Origin of the sequence: Corallococcus sp. CA047B (genome assembly GCF_003612065.1) — a bacterium.
Taxonomy (GTDB): Bacteria; Myxococcota; Myxococcia; order Myxococcales; family Myxococcaceae; genus Corallococcus; species Corallococcus praedator.
This window is the reverse complement of the sequence record NZ_RAWD01000225.1, coordinates 1-16,338: the sequence shown is the minus strand read 5'-3', so window position 1 is coordinate 16,338 and position 16,338 is coordinate 1. Positions and strand designations below refer to the sequence as shown.

15 protein-coding genes are annotated in these 16,338 nt (G+C 70.9%); 7 read left to right on the top strand and 8 right to left on the bottom strand.

Annotation, left to right across the window (positions count from 1 at the left end):
* Nucleotides 1-522: molybdate ABC transporter substrate-binding protein (modA, locus tag D7X74_RS28585; RefSeq protein ID WP_120536169.1), on the bottom strand; the 522-nt coding region annotated here is incomplete at its 3' end.
* Nucleotides 523-630: 108 nt separating this feature from the next.
* Here modA and D7X74_RS28580 point away from each other — a divergent pair.
* Nucleotides 631-1,125: a MarR family winged helix-turn-helix transcriptional regulator gene (locus D7X74_RS28580; protein ID WP_120536168.1), complete on the top strand. Its 495-nt coding sequence runs from the start codon at nucleotides 631-633 to the stop codon at nucleotides 1,123-1,125.
* Between the two features lies 1 nt (nucleotide 1,126).
* Here the strand turns inward: D7X74_RS28580 and D7X74_RS28575 are convergent, their stop codons facing one another.
* A complete protein-coding gene (locus D7X74_RS28575; RefSeq protein ID WP_120536167.1) occupies nucleotides 1,127-1,777 on the bottom strand; it encodes a YdcF family protein in 651 nt (216 codons plus the stop codon).
* 237 nt (nucleotides 1,778-2,014) lie between these two features.
* Here D7X74_RS28575 and D7X74_RS28570 point away from each other — a divergent pair, with 237 nt between their 5' ends.
* Nucleotides 2,015-2,572, top strand: coding sequence for a hypothetical protein (locus D7X74_RS28570; protein ID WP_120536166.1), 558 nt, complete (start codon nucleotides 2,015-2,017; stop codon nucleotides 2,570-2,572).
* A 21-nt stretch (nucleotides 2,573-2,593) separates the two neighbouring features.
* On the opposite strand, the gene D7X74_RS28565 is transcribed toward D7X74_RS28570, so the two are convergent.
* The 3 genes from D7X74_RS28565 to D7X74_RS28555 form a co-directional block, all read right to left on the bottom strand.
* The gene (locus D7X74_RS28565; RefSeq protein WP_120536171.1) at nucleotides 2,594-3,511 is read right to left on the bottom strand and encodes an endonuclease/exonuclease/phosphatase family protein; all 918 of its coding nucleotides are present in this window, start codon (nucleotides 3,509-3,511) and stop codon (nucleotides 2,594-2,596) included.
* A gap of 122 nt (nucleotides 3,512-3,633) precedes the next feature.
* Nucleotides 3,634-4,257 carry an MXAN_6652 family MXYO-CTERM-anchored protein gene (locus D7X74_RS28560; protein WP_120536165.1) on the bottom strand — a complete coding sequence of 208 codons (624 nt, stop codon included), beginning with the start codon at nucleotides 4,255-4,257 and terminating at the stop codon, nucleotides 3,634-3,636.
* Nucleotides 4,258-4,377: 120 nt separating this feature from the next.
* The gene (locus D7X74_RS28555) at nucleotides 4,378-5,073 is read right to left on the bottom strand and encodes a DUF4336 domain-containing protein (protein WP_233595865.1); all 696 of its coding nucleotides are present in this window, start codon (nucleotides 5,071-5,073) and stop codon (nucleotides 4,378-4,380) included.
* 126 nt (nucleotides 5,074-5,199) lie between these two features.
* Here D7X74_RS28555 and proS point away from each other — a divergent pair, with 126 nt between their 5' ends.
* The gene (proS, locus tag D7X74_RS28550; RefSeq protein WP_120536164.1) at nucleotides 5,200-6,633 is read left to right on the top strand and encodes a proline--tRNA ligase; all 1,434 of its coding nucleotides are present in this window, start codon (nucleotides 5,200-5,202) and stop codon (nucleotides 6,631-6,633) included.
* A gap of 62 nt (nucleotides 6,634-6,695) precedes the next feature.
* On the opposite strand, the gene D7X74_RS28545 is transcribed toward proS, so the two are convergent.
* Complete coding sequence (locus D7X74_RS28545) at nucleotides 6,696-7,937, bottom strand: adenylate/guanylate cyclase domain-containing protein (protein WP_120536163.1); 1,242 nt, start codon at nucleotides 7,935-7,937, stop codon at nucleotides 6,696-6,698.
* Nucleotides 7,938-8,006: 69 nt separating this feature from the next.
* Between D7X74_RS28545 and D7X74_RS28540 the strand changes: the two genes are divergently transcribed.
* Nucleotides 8,007-8,531: a metal-dependent hydrolase gene (locus tag D7X74_RS28540; RefSeq protein WP_120536162.1), complete on the top strand. Its 525-nt coding sequence runs from the start codon at nucleotides 8,007-8,009 to the stop codon at nucleotides 8,529-8,531.
* Nucleotides 8,532-8,562: 31 nt separating this feature from the next.
* A complete protein-coding gene (gene thpR, locus D7X74_RS28535; RefSeq protein WP_120536161.1) occupies nucleotides 8,563-9,114 on the top strand; it encodes an RNA 2',3'-cyclic phosphodiesterase in 552 nt (183 codons plus the stop codon).
* Here the strand turns inward: thpR and D7X74_RS28530 are convergent.
* The gene (locus D7X74_RS28530; protein WP_120536160.1) at nucleotides 9,111-11,312 is read right to left on the bottom strand and encodes a PhnD/SsuA/transferrin family substrate-binding protein; all 2,202 of its coding nucleotides are present in this window, start codon (nucleotides 11,310-11,312) and stop codon (nucleotides 9,111-9,113) included. The genes thpR and D7X74_RS28530 overlap by 4 nt on opposite strands.
* A gap of 270 nt (nucleotides 11,313-11,582) precedes the next feature.
* Between D7X74_RS28530 and D7X74_RS28525 the strand changes: the two genes are divergently transcribed.
* Together D7X74_RS28525 and D7X74_RS28520 are read left to right on the top strand one after the other, a co-directional pair.
* The gene (locus tag D7X74_RS28525) at nucleotides 11,583-12,242 is read left to right on the top strand and encodes a YiiX/YebB-like N1pC/P60 family cysteine hydrolase (protein WP_233595866.1); all 660 of its coding nucleotides are present in this window, start codon (nucleotides 11,583-11,585) and stop codon (nucleotides 12,240-12,242) included.
* A gap of 91 nt (nucleotides 12,243-12,333) precedes the next feature.
* Nucleotides 12,334-14,463: a putative metal-binding motif-containing protein gene (locus D7X74_RS28520; protein WP_120536158.1), complete on the top strand. Its 2,130-nt coding sequence runs from the start codon at nucleotides 12,334-12,336 to the stop codon at nucleotides 14,461-14,463.
* Between the two features lie 70 nt (nucleotides 14,464-14,533).
* Here the strand turns inward: D7X74_RS28520 and D7X74_RS28515 are convergent.
* The coding region (locus tag D7X74_RS28515) for a sialidase family protein (protein ID WP_147446704.1) at nucleotides 14,534-16,338 on the bottom strand (1,805 nt) is incomplete at its 5' end.

Genomic DNA, 16,338 nt, shown 5'->3' with positions numbered 1-16,338 from the left:
CCCCGCCTCCACCGCCGCCAGCACGGCCCGTACATCCACCACCGGCACGACGTTCGGCGCTACGTCCTTCCACACACCCGCCCGCGTCAGCCACTCCTTCGCGTACACCCCCGCGGGGACCGCCGCCGGCTCCGCCAGCACCACCCGGCGCAGTCCCTTCAACCCCGCCGCGTCCTCCAGCTCCAGCTTCGAAGCCGCTGGCACGATGACCACCAGACGGTTGGACACGAGGTCCACCCGCGACCCCGGCTGCACCAGTCCCGCGCGCTCCAACGCGTCCAGCTTCACCTCGTCCGCGGAGACAAAGGCATCCGCTGGGGCACCCGCCACGACCTGACGTGACAGGTCACTCGAGGCACCAAAGGCGAACCGCACGCGGTGCCCCGTCTCCCTCTGGAACGCGGGGGCGAGCGCCTGGAGCGCATCCGTGGTGCTCGCCGCCGCGAACACCAACACCTCGGCCTCCGCCCGCACGCTCCCCGCCCACATCGCCACCAGGAGCCCCAGCCACGAAAGTCGCATCCCACGCACCTCCAGAAGGCTTCTCAGCGACAACACCCGCACCATCCAAATGCTCACGCCCGAGACTACAGGTTGACCCGCCCCCACCTCGCCGCTAATGAATACTCCGTGTCACGGAATATCCATAAAGAGGAGGATGAGCTGCTCGCGGAGGATGTCGACCGCATGCAGGAGCTGATGTTCTCGCTGGGGCGTCGCCGCTCGCTTCGCGACCCCATCGCCAGCACCTGTGAGCAGCTCCAGTTCACGCCGCCCCAGGTGCACGCGCTCCTGTGGCTGGGCCTGGACGGTTCGCTCACCATGGGCGAGCTGGCCAAGCGACTGGGCGTCACCGAGAAGACCGTCACCGGCGTGGTGGACCGCCTGGAGCGCGAAGGCCACCTGCAGCGCGAGCGCGGTGAGACCGACCGGCGCGTCGTGCGCTGCCGCCTCACCGACAAGGGCCGCCAGACGTTCACCAAGCTCGACCGCTCCATGCACCGCGCCATGGGCGTGGTGATGGGCATGCTCGACCGCGAGGACCGTCAGGCCCTCTTCCGCGTGATGGAGAAGGTGCTGCTCAAGCTGGACCAGCCCGCGCCGGACGCCCCCTCGGGCACTTGAGTCAGGCCTCGGGCCAGCCCGCGCGTCCGCCGGGCGCCCGCGCCAGCAGCAGGTGGGGCCGCAGCAGCAGCGCGAACGCCTCGCGCACCGTCCAGTAGCACCGGTCCCACGCGCGCATCCGCCCGGCGATGGGCGCGGGGCTCGTGGCCACCTCCCAGCCCTCGCGCCGGAAGCACTGCCGCGCGCGCAGCAGGTGGTACGGGTCGGAGACCACCACCACCCGGCGCGCTCCACGCTCCCGCAACACGCGCACGCTGAAGCGCGCGTTGTCGTCCGTGGAGTGGCTCTGCTCCTCCAGCACGCACGCCGACGCGGGCACGCCCGCCGCCACCGCCAGCTCCAGCATCACGCGCGCCTCGGACGGCGGATGCACCCCCACGCCGCCGGACAGGAGCACCCAGGGCGCCACGCCCCGGTGGTACAGCGCCGCCGCCTGCTCCACGCGCGCCACCAGCGCACCGGACGGCACGCCGCCCGGCAGCACCCTCGCGCCCAGCACCACCAGCGCGTCCGCCAGGCCCGCCTGCTCGCGCCGGCCAAAGCGGTCCACCCACCACGCCAGCCCGAAGACGCCGCCTGTCAGCACGCCCGCGGCCACGAGCACGCCCCGGCGCAGGTGGCCGGGTCTGGGAAGGAGGGCAAGCGGTCGCATCGTGGAGAAACCTGTCCCCCACACACGGAGCCGTGTGCAAGCCCGGATACACCGGCAGCAAGGCAGTGTGCCCGCGAGAACAGGTCTCTCCCCCGCCCCGGGGCAGGGTGTCCAGACGACCCGGTGAATTGTTGCGATGCGTATCGCCCGGAGGCAGGAGCGGGGACACAATAGGAAATGACCCGGCCGGGGTCCGGAGCGAACCCGGAGCGGCCGGGGGGCGTGGGAGACATACAAATGGATGTCAAAGGCGTCGCGTTCCTGGCTCGGCAGACCCTGGCGGTGCAGTCGTTCGGCGAGGCGGCGTGGAAGGGGTTCCTCGCGGAGCAGGCGAAGCGGGACCCCCTCTTCGGTCAGCCCATCATGCCGGTGACGCGCATCCCGGCGGATGCCTTCCTGCGGCTCAACGAGGCGTTCACCCAGCGCTTCTATGCCGGTGACACGAAGGCCTACTGGCAATACGGCATCAAGTCGGCGGAGTACGCGCTGGGCCAGGGCCAGCTCAAGACGATGTTCGGCAAGGATGACTTCCGCCGCTTCGCCCTGTTCACGCCCGGCATCTGGAAGGGCTACTTCACCGAGGGCGAGCTGACCGCGCAGCTGCACCAGAACGTCGTCGAGCTGCGCATCACCGGCGTGCCCCGGCCGCACGTCTACTTCGAGCTGGCCGTGATGGGCTTCGCCGCCGGGGGGCTTGCGTACCTCAGTGGCGGAAAGGAGATCCGCCACGAGGTCCTCAAGGGCTTCAGCAAGGGGGACCTGGAGGTCCTCTACCGCTTCACCCTGCCGGGCTGAGCCGGGGCCCCGCCGGACACCTCAGGGCGCGGCGGCCGCGGCGGTGGTCGTCGCCGCGTCCCGGGCCGCCGGCGCCTCGATGGCGACCTTCGGCGTGGCGGCGGGCGCAAGCCGCAGGTCGGCCACCAGTGGGTAGTGGTCGGACGCGCCCACGTGCAGCACGCGGCTGGACACCGGGGTGAACGCGCCGCACGCCATCACGTAGTCGATGCGCAGCGAGCCCAGGAACAGCGGCATCGGGTAGGTGCCCTTCGCGTCCGCGTGGGTGACCTTCGCCACGTCCTGGAGCTGGCGGCGCAAGAGGCGCACCGGACGCGAATCCGGGTCGTCGTTCAAATCCCCCATCAGCAACCGGGGCCGCGCGTCCTTCGCCAGCAGGTTCGCGATGAAGACGCTCTGGCGGACGCGCGCCGCGCCGTTGAAGGGACGGCGGATGAGGTGCGTGGCGTAGACGCTCACCTCGCGCCCGTCCACGTCCAGCACCGCGTGCGCCAGCGTGCGCGGCTCCGCGCCCCGGGGCGTGGGCAGCGGGTACTGCGCCAGCGACTCCATCGGGTAGCGCGACAAGAGCGCGATGCCGTAGTGGCCCCCGTACAGCTTCGTGGTGCCGAAGTGCGCGCGGTACTTCAGGCCGGTGAGCGCCGACAGCCGCTCCACCTGGTCCTCCCCGCCCGCGCGGGTGGAGCCCACGTCCACCTCCTGCAGCGCGACGACGTCCGGCGACTCCGCGCGGATGACGTCCGCCACCTGCGCGAGGCCGCGCAGGCCGGACTGGATGTTGAAGGTCATCACCCGCAGGGCGCCCGCGTCGCGCGCGGCCTTCGGGGCCACGGCGACGGGCGTGACGCCCGAGGAGAGGGTGGGACGCACCACGGGACCGGTGGCACAGGCCAGCGGTCCCGCGACGAGCAACAGGGTCAGGAGGGGGCTCGGTCGCATCAAGGGGCGCGATGGTAGGTCGCAGGCCCTGGCGCTGTCGTCCCACCCCACCGGGCCCGGCCGGGAAGCGGCCGGGCATCCAGGTCCCAGGGTGCGAGCTTTCGCGACGCGGACCGCGCCCTTCAGTTCGCGCGGCGGCGACGGCGCGCGGCCAGCACCGCGAACACCGCGCCCAGCAGCGGCCCACCGGCGGTCGCGGAGCAGCCGCCCTCGTCCTTCCCCTCGTCGGGGACAGGGTCCGTGCCGCCCGTGATGACCACGTCCAGCGAGGTGGTGGCGTGCGCGTCACCCGTCGCCTGCGTGTCGCCATTCACGGAGTTGCCCGCCGCGAACACCTTCAGCGTGCCGTTGGTCGCGGGCGCCACCAGCGAGAAGTCGAAGCGCGCGGTGGGGCCGGTGAAGGCCTTGGGCAGCGAGTGCGTCAGCTCCCCGTTCACCAGCTTCGTGCCGGAGCCCGCGGTGAGCGTCGCGCCCGCCACGCCATCCGTCGCCACGTTCATGCCCGCCTTCACGGCGGGGCCACCGGTGATGACCAGCGAGTAGTTGCCCGTCTGGCCCGCGGTCAGCGCGGACGGACCCTCCAGCGTCACCGTGGGGGCGCTGGCACCGCCGCCGTGGCAGCCGGACGCCGTGCACGACACGCTCTGCTTGCCACTGCGCCCGGGCATGCCGGTGGAGTTGGCGGACGCGGAGCCCGCGACAAGGCACACCACGACCGCGCCAACAGACGAAAGAAAGGACCGCATGGGACGAACCTCCTGAGGGGGAAAATCAGGGAAGACGAGGAGGTCCCCTTCTAGCGCAGTGCGGCGTGGAGTGCAGCAGGCGACATCCGCATCACCCACCAGGGCAGGACGCACCGCGACCTACAGCCAGGCGAAGGCGTCGTGCAGGGCCTTCTGGCCACCGTGCTCCAGCACCTCGCCGTGGCACACCACCACGCGCTCCACGTCCCACGTGAGCGCGCGCTGGAGGGCGGCCCGCGCGGCCTGCCTGTCCTTCGTCAGCACGCGGATGAGGAGGGGGGCCGCGAAGCGCTTCCAGACGCGTTCGACCCGCGCGTACAGGCGCAGCTTCCAGGAGTCCGCGTGCTGGTAGTGGAAGACCAGGTCGGTGACGAGCAGCGTGCGGGACGGCCGGTGGAAGAAGAGGAACTCGCCCAGCTTGGGCATGCCGCGCACGTGCACCTGGTCCACCACGGAGGCCCAGCCCGCGTCCGGCGCGTCGCCCAGCTCCTGGTCGATCCTCAGCGCGGGCTGCTTCGCGCGCAGTCCCGGCGGGGCCACCACCTTCGCGTCCGGGAAGGCGGCGGACCAGTCCGGCAGGTGCAGGTGGTGGTAGAGGTTGGGGGCGACGAGGAAGCGCACCGGCCCCAGGGCCTCCAGCGCGGCCCGCCGCTCCGGGGTGAAGGCGACGGGCGAGTGCACCCACAGTCCGCCGTCCGGCAGGCGGAGGACCGTCATGCGCCCGCCCACCTCGATTCCCAGAAAGGTGAACGGCGCGTCGAGGACGTGGACGTCGTCGGTGAGCTTCCGGAGGCCGGCGTCAGGCGTCATGGGCATGGCAGGTCTGACTTCAAGCATGGGCGAAGTCTCCGGGAGGAGTCCGGGCACGGTCCGGCGTTGATTTCCGGAACATCCCAGCGTAGGCAACCCCCTCTCTACATCCCCTAGCAAGGTTCCCAGCACATGGCCGACAAGCTCACGCCCCGCGAGAAGGGCTTTTCCGAGTGGTACGTCGATCTGGTCCAGAAGGCGAAGCTCGCTGACTACTCGGACGTGAAGGGCTGCATGGTCATCCGTCCCAACGGCTATGCGCTGTGGGAGAACATCCAGCGGACGTTGGACGCGAAGTTCAAGCAGGTGGGCGTCAAGAACGCCTACTTCCCGCTCCTCATCCCGGAGAGCTACCTCAAGAAGGAAGCGGAGCACGTCGAGGGCTTCAACCCCCAGCTCGCCGTCGTCACGCACGCGGGCGGCCAGAAGCTGGAGGAGCCGTACGTCATCCGGCCCACGTCGGAGACCATCATCAACCGCAGCTTCGCCAAGTGGGTGCAGAGCTACCGCGACCTGCCGCTGCTCATCAACCAGTGGGCCAACGTGATGCGCTGGGAGATGCGCACCCGTCTGTTCCTGCGCACCACGGAGTTCCTCTGGCAGGAAGGCCACACCTGTCATGAGACGGAGGACGACGCGGAGAAGATGACCCTCCAGATGCTGGAGGTCTACCGCGAGTTCGCCGAGGACTACATGGCGATGCCCGTGCTGACCGGGCGCAAGACGGAGTCGGAGCGGTTCGCCGGCGCGCTGCGCACGTACAGCATCGAGGCGATGATGCAGGACAAGAAGGCGCTGCAGGCGGGCACCAGCCACAACCTGGGCCAGAACTTCGCCAAGGCCTTCGAGACCAAGTTCCAGGGCCGCGACGGCCGCGAGCACTTCGTGTGGCAGACGTCGTGGGGCGTGTCCACGCGCCTCATCGGCGGGCTCATCCTCACGCACTCGGATGACTCGGGCCTCATCGTGCCGCCGAAGCTGGCGGCCACGCACGTGGTCATCATCCCCATCGCCGGCAAGGCGACGGACGCGGAGAAGACGCAGGTGCTGGAGAAGGCGCACGCCCTGGGCGCGGACCTGCGCAAGGCGGGCCTGGGCGTGGTGGTGGACGACGACGACAGCAAGGGCCCGGGCTTCAAGTACAACGAGCACGAGCTCATCGGCACGTGCGTGCGCATCGAGATTGGCCCCAAGGACCTGGCGAAGAACTCCTGCGTGATGGTGCGTCGCGACCTGAAGCAGAAGGAGTTCGTGCCGCTGGACGAGGCCGTGGCCAAGGCCCAGGCGATGCTGGACCAGATGCAGAAGGACCTGTTCCAGAAGGCGAAGGCCTTCCGCGACGCCAACACCCACGAGGTCAACTCCCTGGAGGAGCTGAAGGCGCGCGCGGATGACGGCTTCCTGCTGGCGCACTGGAACGGCGACGCCAAGGTGGAGGCGCGCATCAAGGAGGAGACGGGCCTCACCACCCGGTGCCGGCCCTTCAACCTCAAGCAGGAACCGGGCAAGTGCGTGATGACGGGCGAGCCGTCCCCGGGCCGCATCGTGTTCGCCAAGGCTTACTGAAGCCTCGGGCCGGAACGACTTCACGGGGGCTGGGAGGTTTTCCTCCCGGCCCCTGTTTCGTTTCAGCTCGCGGCGAGCAGGACGCGCTTTTTGGGCAGGAAGGTGGCCACCGGCTCCGGCTTGCCCTGCACGGGCAGCGGGGCGGCGGCCTCGAAGTCGAAGGTCTCCGCGCAGCGCTCGCGCGTGGCGTTGGAGACGAGCACCGGGGCGCCCACCTTCTTCGTGAGCCCCTCGATGCGGCTGGCCAGATTCACCGCGTCGCCAATGACGGTGTACTCGCGGCGCTGCTCGCTGCCCACGGCGCCCACCACCACGCGCCCGGTGTGCACGCCCACGCCGATGTGGAGGATGCCTTCGCCCCGCGCGGCGCGCTCCTGGTTGAGCTTCTCCAGCGCCTCCAGCATGGCCAGCGCGCACGACACCGCGGCGGCCGGGTGGCCGGGCTGCTCCAGCGGCGCGCCGAAGTACGCGAGGATGCCGTCGCCCAGGAACTTGTCCAACGTGCCGCCGTGGCGGAACACCACCTCCACCATGCGGGACAGGTATTCGTTGAGCAGCGCCACCACCTGGGGGCTGTCCATCCGGTCCGACAGCGTGGTGAAGCCGCGGATGTCGGAGAACAGCAGCGTCACCTCGCGGTGCTCACCGGCCTCGCCGTCGGTGCCCTTCTCGGAGATGCGCCGGGCGACCTCCGGGGAGAAGAAGCGCCCCAGCCGCTCGCGCTGCATCTCCTCGCGCACCACGTCCGTCACCAGCCCCAGCACCGTGCGGCTGACGAAGAAGGCCACCGCGGACGCGAGCGCCATCACCAGCACCATGCCGGGCAGGAACTGGGAGGCCTGCAGGCCCGCGCCCAGCGACAGGAGCGCCGCCCCCGCGATGCCCAGCAGCGTGGCCGCCACGACGACCAGGCGCGACAGCGTCACCATGGACACGACGACCACCAGCACCATGTACACACCCATGGTCAGCAGCGCGGCGGGCACGCCGTTGGAGGAGACCTGGATGGCCTGGCTCTGCAGGAAGTAGATGAGCGGCATGTCGATGAGCGCCACGCCCAGCGCGGGCCGCTTCAGCACCCACGGCACCCGGCGCGCGACCGCCCACAACAGCGCCGCCAGCCCGATGTAGCAACCCAGCACCGGGCGCGACACGCGCCAGTCATCCAGGATGGCCAGGAGCAGCCACGCCCCCGTCGCGCCGACGCGCATCACGTTGAGCCAGGACCCCACGTCGGCCCGCCACTCATCCAGGCGGCTCTTCAGGGCGGTTTCGACTCGGGAGCGGTAGAACAGTGACAGCATGTTTCACGAAACCTACTCCACGGATGGTTCTGTCTCCAGACGTCGCCGGCTGCGTTAGGGTCCGGCCCCATGGCGAGCATCGGGCACGTAGCGGTGGGCATGGCGCTGGGGCGCTTCGAGGCAGGGGCAGCCCCCTGGCGGCGGCGGGTGGCGGTGATGGGATTCATGTCCCTGCTCGCCCTCCTGCCGGACGCGGACGTGGTGGCGTTCGCGCTGCGCATCCCCTACGCGGCGCCCTGGGGACACCGCGGTGCGTCGCACTCGTTCGTGTTCGCGGGGCTGGTGGCGCTCGCGGTGGCGGGGCTGGCCCGGTGGAAGGGGGAGTCCGGCACGCGCTGGGGTCTGCTGACACTCATCGCGGTGGGCAGCCACGGCATCCTGGACGCGCTCACCGACGGAGGGCTGGGCGCGGCGCTCTACTGGCCCTTCTCCCACGCGCGCGTCTTCGCCCCGGTGCGCCCGCTGCCGGTGTCTCCCATTGGCGCGGGGATGCTTTCCGCGCGGGGGCTGTACGTGAGCCTCGTGGAGCTGCTCGTCTTCCTGCCTGCCTGGGCCTATGCGCTGTGGCCGGTCCGGCGGGCGCGCGCCCCCTGAGCGCAATGCCGTCGGAAGGAGGACCGCCGCGATGCGCCTGTTCACCGCCGTGACCCTGGGGGACACCCTCACCGCCGAGGCCGAACGGGGCATCGAGCGCCTGCGCGCCCACGCCCCGGAGGCGAAGTGGGTGAAGCCGGAGGGCGTGCACCTGACGCTGCTGTTCCTGGGGGACGTGGACCCCTCCTGCGTGTCCCTGCTCCACGACGCGCTGGAGCCGGTGGGCCCGCGCCACGCGCCGTTCGTGCTGTCGGTGGAAGGCGGCGGGACGTTTGGCGCGCCGACCCACCCGAGCGTGCTCTGGGCCGACGTGCGCGGGGCCCTCTCCGCGCTGAAGGCGCTCCAGGCGGACGTGGCCTTGGCGCTGGCCCCCCTGGGCTTCGCCTCCGAACACCGGGAGTACACCGCGCACCTGACCCTGGCCCGCTCGAAGCGGCCGCACGGGGACCCGGCGCTGGCGGCGTGCGCGCGCATCCTCGGCCAGGAGTCCTGGGGCCAGGGACTCGTGGACCGGCTGGTGCTGTTCGAGAGCGCGGGCGGCCACTACACGTCCCGCCTGGAGATCCTCCTGGGCGCGCGCTAGCAGGCGCGCAGCGACTGCGGATCCGCCACCGGCACGGCGGCGGGCAGCGTGACGGTGAGCAGCGTGCCCCGCCCCTCGCGGCTCTCCGCGCGCAGCGTGCCGCCCAGGTCGGTGACGATGGTGTGGCTCACCGACAGGCCCAGGCCGGTGCTGCTGGGGCCCGCGGCGACGAACGGCTCGAAGATGCGCGCGAGCACGTCCGGGGGCAGGCCCTTGCCCGTGTCCTGGACCTCCACCACCGCCGCGCCGTCCTCGCTGGTGTAGGCCGCGACGCGCAGCACGTTGCGCTCCGCGTCCTGCGGATCCATGGCCTGCACGGCGTTGAGCAGCAGGTTGAGGAACAACTGGGTGAGGCGCGCCTCGTCCCCGTCCACCGTGGGCAGGTCGTGGAAGTCGCGCTCCAGCCGCGCGCGGTGTTGCAGCTCTCCGCGCAACAGCTTGAGCGCGTTCTCCAGCACCGGCTGCACGGCCACGCGGGCGCGGTGCTCGGGCGGCTTGCGCGACAGCGTGCGCAGGTCCTGCACGATGTGCTTGAGCCGGGTGGCGCCCTCCACCGTCTCGCCCAGCGCCTCCAGGACGTCGTCCAGGTCGGCGCGCGGCACGGCCTGTCCGGCGAGCATCGGCTGCTTGAGCCGGTCCAACTCCTCCCGGATGAAGGAGAGGTTCGCCAGCACGAAGGCCAGCGGGTTGTTCATCTCATGGCCCACCGCCGCCGCGAGCGACCCGAGCGCGGACAGCCGGTCCGCCTGGAACAGCTTCGCCTCCAGCTGCTTTCGCAGCGTCACGTCGCGCGCGAACACACGCAGGCCCGGCGGATCCCAGAGCTGCGTGACGGTGAGCTCCCAGTAGCGGCCATCCAGGTGCACCGTGGGCATGGGCTCGTTCGGGGGCGCCCCCCGCCAGGCCCAGGTGAGCGCCGCGTGCACCAGGGGGTGCTGCGCGCCGCGCTCCACCAGGTCCTGGAATGCCACGTGCGTCGCGGGGTTCGCGTACCGCAGCTCCCCGTCCATGCCCAACTCCAGCAGCGGCTCCGGGTGCAGCAGCGGGAAGGACGCCAGCCGGTACAGGGGCTCCTCCAGCGAGCGCAGCCCGGTGACGTCGCGCGCCAGCAGGCCCAGGCGGACGCCGATGTCCCCCGGAGCCGGAGCACAGGGGGTGATCTCCGCCGCGTAGACGCGCTCCTCGCCGCCCACGGTGAGCCGGTACTCCAGCCGCCCGTCGGAGCCGCCGCGCAGCACGGCGCGGACCAGGGACATGAGGGGCTCGCTCGCCTCGGCGCCCAGGACCTCGTCCAGCCTGCGGCCCCCGGCGCTGCGCACGTCGCGGCCGAAGACGCGGCCCGACGGGGACCACAGGTGCAGACAGCGCCCCTCCGCATCCAGTTCGCCCGTCACGTACTCCGCGCCCTGCGAGGGGCGGGGGCTGGACACCGGCGCGCCCGGGCCCGGGGAGCGGATGAAGCCCTCCACCCGGAAGGGGCCCATGAGCATCTCCAGGCCCGCGCCGTCGGTGTTCATCCGGGTGAGGACGGAGAGCAGCAGCTCCGAGTCCGCGTCCGACAGGCGCCTGGTGAGGATGAGGCCGTCGGCGAGCGTGGAGGTGGTGAAGAGAAAGGGCGTGAGCTGGGGCGCGTCCGCGCCCAGGTACGACGTCAGCGTGGCGCGCATGGCGTGCGCGTCGGTGTGGTTGGAGAAGATGGCGGCCACGTCCGACTCGCCGCGCAGCACCGCGTCCAATGCCTTGCGGTAGGTGCCCAGGAAGCGCTGTTCGGAGAAGAGCGCGTCCGGGCGGAGCCCCAGCGACTCCAGGTAGCGCACGGGCAGCAGGTGTCCTCCGGTGGAGCGCGGCGCCACCCAGGCCACGCGCTTGCCCTGGAGCGTCTCCAGCGTGAGCGGCGCGTCCGCGCGACACACCAGCGCGGAATGGTAGTGCCAGCTGCCTGAACGCACCGCGCGAAGCACCGCCCGGGCCTGCGGCTCAAAGGCATTGCACTGCTCGGCGGTTCCCCACGCCATGTCCACGCGGCCCGCCACCAGCTCCGCCTCCAATGCCTCATAGGTCGGAGACATGGACATCACCACCGGCCGACCCAGCCGTTCCGACAGGGCCCGCGCGAACAACTCCACGCGGACATGCTCCCGGATCTCCCCCAACGAGGGGTAGAGCAGGCAACGGATGGGGGCGCTCGACGCGGTCACGGCAGAATCCTCCGGTTTCCCCCCTCCTCCGGCGGCCCCAGCTCCGGGCCCCCGGTTCACGACTTCCGCCACCTTGCCTGAACTCTTACGCCATTGCACATAATTCCTGAATCACTGAAATAAATTGGTTCCCCAGGTTTACCACACTCTGACCCAGGGTCGTCATTGACCAGGGGCCTGGGAAGGCGCCAGGAGCCTGCTGAGAGCAATGGCACCATGTCTGCACAGCAGCCTTACAGGCGAAGGCAAACCCCTGAAAGGACTGGGCGGATGGCATTGAGAGGCAAGGCACTGTGGGTAGGCATCACCGGGATGGGCGGGGTGCTGTGGTTGGGCGCCCGCGGTGTGGAGGCGGCGCCACACACCGCTGAGGGCACGGGGGTGGAGGCGAAGGTGCGGACCGGGGACGTGGTGTTCCAGACCTCTGGATCGCGGCAGTCCAAAGCCATCCAGGTGGCGACGCACAGCCCGCTGTCGCACGTGGGGCTGGTGGAGGTGACGCCAGAGGGGGCGTTCGTGGTGGAGGCGGTGCAGCCGGTGAAGCGCACCCCGTTCGGCCAATGGAAGGCGCGCGGGGTGAAGGGGCGGCTGCTGGTGTTGCGGCCCACGGGCGTGGAGGCCGCGGCGAAGGAGCGCGTGGTGGCGGAGGCGAAGCGACATCTGGGCAAGCCGTACGACGCGCTCTTCGGGTGGGGGGATGAGGCGATGTACTGCTCGGAGCTGGTGCGCAAGGCGTACGCGGCGGGCGCGGGGGTGGAGTACGGGAAGATGGAGAAGCTGGGCACGCTGGATGTGGCGGGCCTGAAGCGGGAGATCTCCGAGCGCTACCGGGGCGCGATTCCCGTGGACCTGGAGCTGGTGACGCCCGCGAGCATGGCGGCCGATGCCCGGCTGGAGGTGGTGCACTCGGACTTCCCGGAGGCGCGCTGAGGCAGGCCCCGGCGCCCCGTTCGTTTCCTGGCGACCCGGAAAGCAAGACAGGGGCTCACACGCGGGGTGAAGGACCGGTAGGGTTGGCGTCATGCGACACCTTCTTCTGCTGCTGCCCTTGTTCGCCCTCGCGGGCTGTAAGGACCCCCAGGACGGGGTGAAGGTCACCGTCACGTCCACGGGCTTCGTGCCGGGCTGCCTCCGGGTGACGGCCCGGGATGACGCCAGCCAGGAGACCCGGTCCACGGCGCTGGCGGGCAAGGGCGCGCCTTCCGTCGGCGGCAGCGTGCTGGTGGGCGTCGTCCTGCCGGAGGACTGGGGCACCGGGCTCACGCTCAAGGCGGAGGCGTTCGAGGCGCCCTTCGTGACGGACCAGGACTGCACGGGGAAGGTCGTCGCGTCCGGGGAAGGACCGGTCACCATCGTCCGGGGCGAGGCGGCGAAGGGCAATCCCCCGGAGCTCAAGCTGGCGCTGAGCGCCGCCGACCAGGATGGGGATGGCTACATCCTCAAGAACGCGGACGGAACGGGCGGCACGGACTGCGATGACGACCGGGAGACGGGGGCCTCCGTCCACCCGGGCGCCACCGAGCGGTGCAACGACCGGGACGATGACTGCAGCGGCGACGATGACCAGACGTTCTTCGGGCTGGGGGTCGCCTGCACGCAGGATGGGGGCTGCACGGGGAAGCTCGAGTGCGCGTTCAACAAGGTCGGGACCACCTGCAACGCGCCCACCCCGACGCTGGCCTGGGTGGATGGGGACGACGACAAGGTGGGCAAGGCGGGCGTGGAGCCCACCCCGTTCTGCGCCCCGAACACCGTGCCCGACGCGGGCTTCGTGCCGTTCAACGCGCGGCATGACGACTGCGACGACGGGAACAAGAAGGTCAATCCCCTGGAGGCGGAGACGTGCGACGGGGTGGACAACAACTGCGACGGCACCACGGACATCCTGACGGGCACCTGCCAGACGCCCGACACGCATTGCGTGGGGCTCGTGGCCTGCACGGGCCGCACCGAGGGCAAGGTGGATGGCGGCACGTTCTGCATGGGAACGGTCGCGCCTTCCAACTGGTCCCGGGATGAAGACCTGGACAACCACGGCAGCGATGAGGCGCAGGCCATCGTGTCCTGCATCCGGCCGGATGCCGACTACGCGCCCCAGGCGGGTGACTGCGATGATGGCAACCCCTTCATCCACGAGGGCGCGCCCGAGCTGTGTGACAGCCAGGACAACGACTGCAACCCGATGACAACCGAGGCCGGGGTCTGTCCCGCCGGAGGGCCCACCTGGGCCACCCAGGATGTCGGAACGGATCCAAGCCGCGACTGGCTGGGCGTCTCCCTTTACGGAAACGGTGGCGTCTGGATTGTCGGCACCGGCTCGGGCCGGGCGGTCAAGGTCCCCACGCTCAACGCCTTCAAGGTCCTTGACGGAGCCTGCACGGATGGCTCGACACCTCAAATCCTCCCCAGTGTCTGGGCGGATCCCTCCACCGACACCGCCTATATCGGCAGGGATGAGGGTCAGCTCATCGTCCAGACACCGACCAGCACGGACTGCACGCCCAGGACCCCCGTGACGCCCAACACCACGACCACCACGGGCCTGAAGGGCTTCGCCACCAACGGCGGGGGCGTGAAGCTCTTCGGGACGGGGAAGCAGGGGGCGACGACTCATGGCGTGACCTTCCAGTGGAATGGCGGAGGCAGCACCGTGAATGCGCAGGGCCGCAACAACCTGGTCCTGTCCGCCGTGCACGGCATCTCCGAGAGCACCCTCTTCGCCGTGGGCGTGGAAAACGATGGCAAGGGCGCGGTCCTTCGCTACACGGGCAACCAGCCGCCTCCAGCGGATTGGGTGAAGGACACGAGCGTCCCGAACGCCGCCACCGCGCTGACGGCCGTCCATGTCGTCAACGCGAAGCTTGCCTATGCGGTGAGTGACTCGGGCCAGTTGCTGCAATGGAATGGCACCGAGTGGTCCATCGACAGCTCGGGGGCGCCCGCCGGCAGCTACACGGGCGTCCTGGCCTTCGGAAAGAACGCCATCTTCATCAGCACGCTCGGGGGCACGGTGCTCCGCTACGACGGCTCCGTCTGGGACACCTCGACGGCGAGCAACCCCAAGCAGGGCATCGCGGGCACCAGTCCGGCGGACATCTGGGTCGTGGGCCGGGGCCGGCAGGTGACCCACTACCCGTTCTGGCCCCAGTAGCCGGGGCGGCCACCGGGCCGGACTTCGTCCCTGTCGAAGTCCGGTCCGGGTCACGGTGGAGCGCCGGGCGTCAGCGCTTCACCCGCAGGACCTGGAAGCCCTTTCCTCCCGCGCCGAAGCCCTTCAGGTTCTCCGCCCGCACCACCAGGTCGCCGGAGGCCAGTACGCCCCACACGTCCGCGCGGGCCAGGTCCGTGCTTGAGTCCCGCTCGTAGCGCCGCGCCTCGCGCCACGTCGTGCCGTCCGCGCTGGTGAAGAGCCGCGCGTACACGTCCGCGTCAGACTGCACGTCTCCAACGCTCGCCCTTCCCGTCCCCAGCACCTGGCCCCCTCCTGGCAACCCCTTCAGGGAGTAGGCCGGCCCCGGCAGCGTCAGCAGCGCGTCCACCCGCGCACTGGCGTACACCCGCAGCAGCTTCGGGTGCTCCGGCTCGTACAGCGTGGACTGCGCCAGCAGCAGCTCTCCTCCGGACAGCACCGTCCCGGCCATCGCGTTGGAGCCGTAGCCGCCCATCACCTTCGACCAGGTGCGCCCGCCGTCCGTGGAGCGCATCACCGCCGCCTGCGCCGAGCTGCTTCCGAACGTGGCCCACAGCACGCCGCGCACCGGATCCGCGACCAGCGCCAGGCCGTGGCGTGACGCCTGGAACGTGAAGCGCACCGCCCACGTCGCCCCGCCGTCCGTGCTCGCCCACAGCCGCACGGGCGTGCTCCCGGACGTCACCGTCTGGTACTCCAGGAAGAACACCGTGCTGCCCAGCTCCGCGAAGCTCGCCGGGGACGCCGCGCGGTAGGTCCCCAGCGCCACCGCGTCCGTCCACGTCCACCCGCCATCCGTGGAGCGCTCCAGGTGGTAGCTGCCACCCCGGCTCATCTGCGCCAGCAACGTCCCGTCCTTCAGCGCCGCCATCACCCAGAAGGACGCGCCGCCCACGCCCTGGCCCCGCGCGCTGAACGTGCGACCGCCGTCCGTGCTCGCCCACAACCGGGAACGGCCGCCGTCCAGCACCAGCGCGTACACGGTGCCCGCGCCGTCCACGGCCAGCACGTCGTGCGTCGTGTTCGTGAACACCGGCTCCAGCGTCACCGGCCCCGGCACCCCGCCATCATCCGGCGCCGTGCCGCCATCCGACGTGCCCCCGGCATCCGTCCCCGTGCCGCCGTCCGTCGTGCTCCCGCCATCCGGAGTCCCCACGCCACCATCCGGCGCGCTTCCGCCATCCGACGTGCCCCCGCCATCCGGAGTCCCCACGCCGCCATCCGGCGTCCCTGCGTCCTGTCCGGTGCCGCCCCCTTCCGGCTGGCGCGGCACCGCCACGCGCATCACCTTCGCGCTGGAGTTCGCATCCGGCGAGTCCCCGTAGAAGCACGGCACCTCCGTGACGCTGTCCGGCAGCACGTCCAGCGCGGAGAGGTAGCCCTTGAAGCTCGTGCGCGAGTCCAGCGTCACCGGGTCGCTGAACGTCCCGTCGCGCAGCACCCGGACCCGCAGCTCGTAGTCCGCGGCGGACTGCATGTGATTGTAGAAGACATACAGCGCGCTCCCCACCCGGGTGACCGCGGGTTGCAACGCCCAGTCCGGCGTGTTCTCCACCAGCGTGCGCGGCCCGAAGGACGTCCCGTCGAAGCGGCGGTAATACAGACGCTCCGTCTCATCCTTGTAGACCAGGTGGATGCCGCCCTGGCCGTCCTCCGCCGCGCTCAGCGCCGCGCCATGGTAGATGCCGTCGGAGAACGCCTCCCGCGAAGGCCCCCAGGTGTCCACCGGGTCGGCCGCGTCGCGCACCCGCAGGCGCGTGGGTTCGAAGCCGTCGTGCATGGCGTAGAAGAAGACGAGCTTCGAGCCCACGCTCAGCATCCGCCCCCCGCCCCGCT